Source organism: Phyllobacterium sp. (assembly GCF_037994405.1).
Taxonomy (GTDB): domain Bacteria; phylum Pseudomonadota; class Alphaproteobacteria; order Rhizobiales; family Rhizobiaceae; genus Phyllobacterium.
Genome location: NZ_JBBNAN010000194.1, coordinates 23215 through 29293 on the forward strand (window position 1 = coordinate 23215; position 6079 = coordinate 29293).

Here is a 6079-nt window from a genome sequence, read left to right on the forward strand (position 1 = left end):
TCGCACATTATGGGTTTCAAATGCGGCATCGTTGGCTTGCCAAATGTTGGTAAATCGACGCTCTTCAACGCGCTGACCAAAACGGCTGCTGCCCAGGCTGCGAACTATCCATTCTGCACGATTGAACCGAATACCGGCGAAGTCGCGGTCCCCGATCCGCGCTTGCAGGCCATTGCCAAGATCGGCAAATCCGCAAATATCGTTCCTACCCGCATCAGTTTTGTCGATATCGCCGGGCTCGTGCGCGGCGCCTCGAAGGGCGAAGGCCTCGGCAACCAGTTTCTTGCCAACATTCGCGAAGTCGATGCAATAGTACATGTGTTGCGCTGCTTCGAGGACGACGATATCACTCATGTTGAAAATCGTATCGATCCTGTCTCAGATGCCGAGACAGTCGAAACCGAACTGATGCTGTCGGATCTCGAAAGCCTAGAGCGCCGCATCGTTCAGTTCCGCAAGCGTGCCAGCAGCAAGGACAAGGAAGCACTTACAGTGTTGCCCGTTATGGAAGAGGCGCTTGCCCTCCTGCAGGACGGCAAGCCCGTTCGTTTCATGCTGAATGGTATTGCCGCTGAAGAGCTCTTGATCCTGCAAGGCCTTAACCTATTGACATCCAAACCGGTTCTCTATGTCTGCAATGTTGCCGAAAGCGACGCAGCAACCGGCAATGAATATACCGAGGAAGTTGAAGAAATGGCGACGAACCAGGGCGCTGAAACCGTCACTATCTCCGCTGCCATCGAGGCAGAAGTGGCACAGCTGCCCGACGAGGAAGCCAAGGAATATCTGGAAGCCATGAGCCTGGATGAGGCGGGCCTCGACCGGTTGATCCGCGCCGGATATAGGCTGCTCCACCTCATCACCTATTTTACCGTAGGCCCGAAAGAAGCTCGCGCCTGGACGGTCGAGCGCGGTTCCAAGGCGCCACAGGCCGCTGGAGTCATCCATACCGACTTCGAGCGTGGCTTCATTCGCGCGCAGACGATCGCCTACAATGATTATGTCAACCTCGGTGGTGAAGTAGCGGCCAAGGAGGCAGGCAAGGCTCGCGACGAAGGCAAGGAATATGTCGTGCAGGACGGCGACATCATGTTGTTCAGGTTCAACACGTAAGCGCTATCAGAACATGAACGGATATTTCCCCCGGTACGCCTATGAAGACTTCACGGTCGGCAGCGAGTGGTCGCTGGGATCCAAGGTCGTGACTGCAGATGAGATCATCGATTTCGCCAGTCAGTTCGATCCGCAGCCATTCCATCTCGATGAGGCCGCAGGCAAGGCAAGCATCCTGGGGGGCCTCGCTGCCTCCGGTTGGCATACTGTCTCGATGTTCATGCGTATGCTCTGCGATGCCTATCTTTTGGATTCCACCTCGCAGGGTGCACCCGGGATCGATTATGTCAAATGGAAGCATCCGGTACTCGCAGGCGATACACTGACAGGCAGGACGACGATCCTCGACCAACGCATATCGAAATCCAAGCCCTCGTTGGGGTTCGTAAAAATGCGTCATGCGGTCTTTAATCAGAACGCCACACTCGTCTGCGAGCTGGAGCACACTGCGATGTTCTCCTTGCGGGAGCCTGTCACATCATGAGGCGTCATATCGAACAGTTTATCGGCGTCGAACGGGATCTCGGCATCCACACATTCTCGGCCGAAGAAATTATTGCCTTCGCCACGAAATACGATCCTCAGCGCTTTCACGTCGACCCTGAGGCGGCACGAAAGAGCAATTTCGGCGCACTTTGCGCATCAGGTTGGCACACCACGGCGATCTGGATGCGGTTGAATGTCGAAGATATGAAGTCGCAGGTTCAAGCTGCAATGCAGCGCGGCGAACAACCGCCGCAATTCGGGCCCTCGCCCGGATTCGAAAATCTCAAATGGCTGAAACCGGTCTACGCCGGCGACACGATCCGTTTTACGCGAACATTGAATGGCGTTCGTGCGCTTCAGTCACGCCCTGGTTGGTCCATGATGCAGATGTCCTCTGCCGCCTATAAGCAGAACGGCGACAAGGTTCTGGAATTCGACAGCGCCGCACTGATTGCCCTGCCCGAATAAGTGCTCAGTGCCCCTCAAAGGCAATCAGCGCACGAACGTTGACGCCAAGCGCTTCCAGCTTCTGGCGCCCTCCCAGCTCCGGTAGATCGATGATGAAGCAGGCGCTGACGATGTCAGCGCCCATCTGCTGCAAGAGCTTTACGGCACCTTCTGCCGTGCCACCCGTTGCAATCAGATCGTCGACCAGAATGACCTTGTCGCCAGGCACAATCGCATCCCGGTGCATCTCCATCTCGTCCACGCCATATTCAAGACTGTAGGCAATGCGAACGGTGTCGTGCGGCAGCTTTCCCTTTTTGCGGATCGGGACAAAGCCGGACGAAAGCTGATGTGCCATAGCGCCACCAATGATGAAGCCTCGCGCCTCGATGCCGGCGACCTTGTCGACCTTGCCACCAGCATAGGGATGCACGAGCTCGTCCACTGCACGGCGAAAAGCCCAGGCATTGCCAAGCAGCGTAGTGATATCGCGAAACATCACGCCGGGTTTGGGATAATTGGGAATGTTGCGAATGGCATCGACCAGCGTCTGCTTCAGGGTGGAATCCATCTCATCACTCCTTGATGCTACTTGCGGGCATTCTTAATCTAGCGGTCCTGCCTTAATCTAGCGGTCCTGCACGGCAAAAGAAAAGGGCGCAGCGCGCCCCTTTCAACTTCAATTTTCTTCCGAATCTCAATGCTCCACGTCAGCCCAGATACGGCGCTTGGCGATATAGACCAGACCAGCGAAGAGAACGAGGAACATCATGACACGGAAACCGGTCTTCTTGCGGTCTTCCAAGTGCGGTTCAGCAGCCCACATCAGGAATGCGGAGATATCCTGCGAGTATTGAGCCAGTGTCTGCGGCGAACCATCATCATAGGTCACCTGACCGTCCTGCAAAGGCGGAGCCATGGCAAGAGACTTGGCGGAAATGAAGTATGGATTGTAATGCGTGCCTTCCGGAATTTTCATGCCTTCCGGCGGTGTCTCATTGAAACCGGTAAGCAGCGCATGGATATAGTCCGGACCACCTTCCTGATACTGGGTAGCAATATCGAACACGAACCGCGGGAACCCGCGCTCGACAGAGCGTGCCTTGGCAATCAAAGAGAAATCCGGAGGGGCTGCACCGTTGTTGGCTGCTGCGGCTGCCTGTGCATTGGGGAATGGCGACGGGAAGTAGTCCGACGGCAGGGCCTTGCGGGTGAACATCTCACCTTCAGCGTTCGGACCGTCCTGCACTTCATACTCCGCAGCGAATGCCTTTACCTGCGCTTCCGTATAGCCTAGCTCTTCGAGTGATCGGAAGGCTACCAGCTTCATGGAATGGCAAGCCGAGCACACTTCCTTGTAGATCTTCAGACCGCGCTGCAGCTGCTGCTTGTCGTAGTGTCCGAATGGACCTGCGAAGGTCCAATCCAGTTCAGCTGGCTTCTTGATCGGAAAATGCGTCGGTTCAGCCGCATTGTGAGCCTCTTCGGCGGCATGGGCACCACCGAAAGCCAGCATTGTTCCAAGACCGGCAGCTGCGAGACCGAGGAGGATTTTTTTCATGTTTGAGCCCTTCACGATTCTCAGCCCTTGGTTTCGGGAGAGGCAGCAATACCGGCAGGTTGGCCACCGCTCTTGGTTTTCGCAAGCACCGCTTCCGTAATGGAATTCGGCATTCGGCGCGGCGTTTCAATCAATCCCAAGAGAGGCATGAGGACGATGAAGAAGCCGAAGTAATAAGCTGTACCGAGCTGTGAAAAGATCACATAGAGACCTTCGGCCGGACGCGACCCCAACCAGCCAAGCATGATCGCGTTGGCGATGAACAGGATGAAGAACAGCTTGTACCAAGGACGGTAGACCGCCGAACGTACCTTGGAGGTATCGAGCCAAGGAACGATAAACAGCACTGCAATCGAACCAAACATGGTCAGAACGCCGCCGAGCTTCGAGTTGATCGGTCCGATGTTGAAGGTGATGGCGCGCAGCATCGCGTAGAATGGCAGGAAGTACCATTCAGGGACGATGTGAGCAGGTGTCTTAAGCGAGTCAGCCTGGATATAGTTGTCCGGATGGCCCATGAAGTTCGGCAGATAGAAGACGAAATAGGCAAAAAGGATGAGGAACAACACCAAACCGAACGCGTCCTTGACCGTGGCGTAAGGGGTGAAGGCCACTGTATCGGTCTTCGACTTTACTTCGATGCCCGTCGGGTTCGTCTGGCCGGTAACATGCAATGCCCACACGTGCAGGATAACAACACCGGCAATCATGAACGGCAACAAGTAGTGCAGCGAGAAGAAGCGGTTGAGCGTTGGATTGTCAACGGCAAAACCACCGAGGAGAAGCTGCTGAATCGGGTCACCGATGATCGGGAACGCGGTAAAGAAGCCGGTGATAACGGTCGCACCCCAGAAGGACATCTGACCCCAGGGCAGAACGTAGCCCATGAAGGCGGTCGCCATCATCAAAAGAAGAATGATGACACCGAGAATCCAGAGAAGTTCGCGTGGTGCCTTATAGGAGCCGTAGTAGAGACCACGGAAAATATGCACATAGACCGCGAGGAAGAACATCGATGCGCCGTTGGAGTGCAGATAGCGCAACAGCCAGCCCGAATTCACGTCACGCATGATCTTTTCAACGGAGTTGAAAGCAAGACCGGTATCGGCCGCATAATGCATGGCCAGTACCACACCAGTCAGGATCTGCGCGACCAGCATGATTGCCAGGATACCACCGAAGGCATAGGCATAGTTGAGATTACGCGGAACCGGATAGGCTACGAAGGAATCGTAGACCAGACGCGGCAACGGGAGTCGCGCGTCAATCCACTTTTCGATACCGCTGTTCGGCGTATAGGATGAATGTCCACCGCTCATGTCGTGTCTCCCCGTGAAACCTTAGCCGATCTTGATGACGGTGTCGGAAATGAATGAAAGTGGCGGGACTGGAAGATTTTCCGGCGCCGGGCCCGAGCGAATGCGTCCGGCCGTGTCATATTGCGAACCATGGCACGGGCAGAACCAACCGCCGAAATCGCCCTGCTGGCCAAGCGGAATGCAGCCAAGATGGGTGCAAACGCCGATCATCACCAGCCAGTTTTCCTTGTCCTTGGCGGCCGCACGGTCGGTATCGGTTGCCTGGGCGTCGCTGGGCAGATTGGCGTTGCGCGCAATCGGATCCTTCAGCTGGCTCAGTTCGACATTCTTGGCGTCTTCGACTTCCTTCGGCGTGCGATTGCGAATGAAGACGGGCTTGCCGCGCCATTTGACCGTCAGGGACATGCCCGGCTGAACAGCGGAAACATCAACTTCGATAGACGAGACTGCCAGCGTGGATGCGTCCGGTCTCATCTGATCGATGAAGGGCCACGCAAAGGCCCCCGCACCGACCACACCGGCCATACCTGTCGCAATATAGAGGAAGTCACGCCGTGTCGGCTCGGTCGTATCGTGTGCGCTCACGGGGCCTGTTCCTTTCCGAATAACAACGCAGCGGGAGAATCCACTATGTCAGCATAATAGAAGACAGGCCCAAGAAATGAGCCCCGCGGAATCCCCAGCATATTGCGTGGTTTCTAAGCATGTCGCTTGAGCTTGTCCAGCCTGACAGCGTCACAAGGGCAGGATGTCGCAGGGATAAGCTCTGCGTCACTCGTGCGCTATGAATCCACCGGATTGCCTTGCCCAAAGGCCTGCATAAATACCGTTGGCAGCAATAAGCTCTTCATGTGTTCCGCTTTCAACGATCCTGCCTTCATCCATTACCACAAGCCGCTCAAGTGCCGCGATTGTGGATAGCCGATGCGCGATGGCGATCACTGTCTTGCCATGCATCAGACGATAAAGACTATCCTGAATAACGCCTTCCACCTCAGAGTCGAGCGCTGACGTCGCCTCGTCCAAAATCAGGATCGGCGCATCCTTCAACATCACGCGGGCAATCGCGATACGTTGGCGCTGGCCACCAGAAAGCTTGACGCCGCGTTCGCCGACATGCGCATCAAAACCACGCCGCCCCTTTGGATCTGTC

Annotated in this window: 8 protein-coding genes; 3 read left to right on the top strand and 5 right to left on the bottom strand. The window is 55.8% G+C overall.

Features of this window, described 5'->3' with window-relative positions; genetic code table 11:
• Positions 1 to 9 precede the first annotated feature (9 nt).
• Genes ychF through AAAC48_RS11055 form a run of 3 tightly spaced genes read left to right on the top strand, consistent with a single transcriptional unit; the run spans position 10 to position 2067 of the window.
• Entirely contained in the window at positions 10 to 1113 is a 1104-nt protein-coding gene (ychF, locus tag AAAC48_RS11045) for a redox-regulated ATPase YchF (RefSeq protein WP_340654215.1), read from the top strand.
• Between the two features lie 13 nt (positions 1114 to 1126).
• Positions 1127 to 1597, top strand: coding sequence for a MaoC family dehydratase (locus AAAC48_RS11050; protein ID WP_340654216.1), 471 nt, complete (start codon positions 1127 to 1129; stop codon positions 1595 to 1597).
• Entirely contained in the window at positions 1594 to 2067 is a 474-nt protein-coding gene (locus AAAC48_RS11055; RefSeq protein ID WP_340654217.1) for a MaoC family dehydratase, read from the top strand. Before AAAC48_RS11050 ends, AAAC48_RS11055 begins: the two co-directional genes overlap by 4 nt.
• A gap of 4 nt (positions 2068 to 2071) precedes the next feature.
• On the opposite strand, the gene AAAC48_RS11060 is transcribed toward AAAC48_RS11055, so the two are convergent.
• The 5 genes from AAAC48_RS11060 to AAAC48_RS11080 all read right to left on the bottom strand — a co-directional run.
• Positions 2072 to 2617 (bottom strand): adenine phosphoribosyltransferase, encoded by a 546-nt coding sequence (locus AAAC48_RS11060; RefSeq protein WP_340654218.1) that lies wholly within the window; start codon positions 2615 to 2617, stop codon positions 2072 to 2074.
• A gap of 126 nt (positions 2618 to 2743) precedes the next feature.
• A complete protein-coding gene (locus AAAC48_RS11065) occupies positions 2744 to 3607 on the bottom strand; it encodes a cytochrome c1 (protein ID WP_340654219.1) in 864 nt (287 codons plus the stop codon).
• A 20-nt stretch (positions 3608 to 3627) separates the two neighbouring features.
• Positions 3628 to 4926 carry a cytochrome b N-terminal domain-containing protein gene (locus tag AAAC48_RS11070; protein ID WP_340654220.1) on the bottom strand — a complete coding sequence of 433 codons (1299 nt, stop codon included), beginning with the start codon at positions 4924 to 4926 and terminating at the stop codon, positions 3628 to 3630.
• A 21-nt stretch (positions 4927 to 4947) separates the two neighbouring features.
• Positions 4948 to 5511, bottom strand: coding sequence for a ubiquinol-cytochrome c reductase iron-sulfur subunit (petA, locus tag AAAC48_RS11075; protein ID WP_340654221.1), 564 nt, complete (start codon positions 5509 to 5511; stop codon positions 4948 to 4950).
• 186 nt (positions 5512 to 5697) lie between these two features.
• The coding region (locus AAAC48_RS11080; protein WP_340654222.1) for an ATP-binding cassette domain-containing protein at positions 5698 to 6079 on the bottom strand (382 nt) is incomplete at its 5' end.

Excerpts from the sequence above, each read along its gene's own strand:
- ychF (WP_340654215.1), top strand. The coding sequence starts at position 10 with ATGGGTTTCAAATGCGGCATCGTTGGCTTGCCAAATGTTGGTAAATCG.
- AAAC48_RS11050 (WP_340654216.1), top strand. The coding sequence starts at position 1,127 with ATGAACGGATATTTCCCCCGGTACGCCTATGAAGACTTCACGGTCGGC.
- AAAC48_RS11055 (WP_340654217.1), top strand. The coding sequence starts at position 1,594 with ATGAGGCGTCATATCGAACAGTTTATCGGCGTCGAACGGGATCTCGGC.
- AAAC48_RS11060 (WP_340654218.1), bottom strand. The coding sequence starts at position 2,617 with ATGGATTCCACCCTGAAGCAGACGCTGGTCGATGCCATTCGCAACATT.
- AAAC48_RS11065 (WP_340654219.1), bottom strand. The coding sequence starts at position 3,607 with ATGAAAAAAATCCTCCTCGGTCTCGCAGCTGCCGGTCTTGGAACAATG.
- AAAC48_RS11070 (WP_340654220.1), bottom strand. The coding sequence starts at position 4,926 with ATGAGCGGTGGACATTCATCCTATACGCCGAACAGCGGTATCGAAAAG.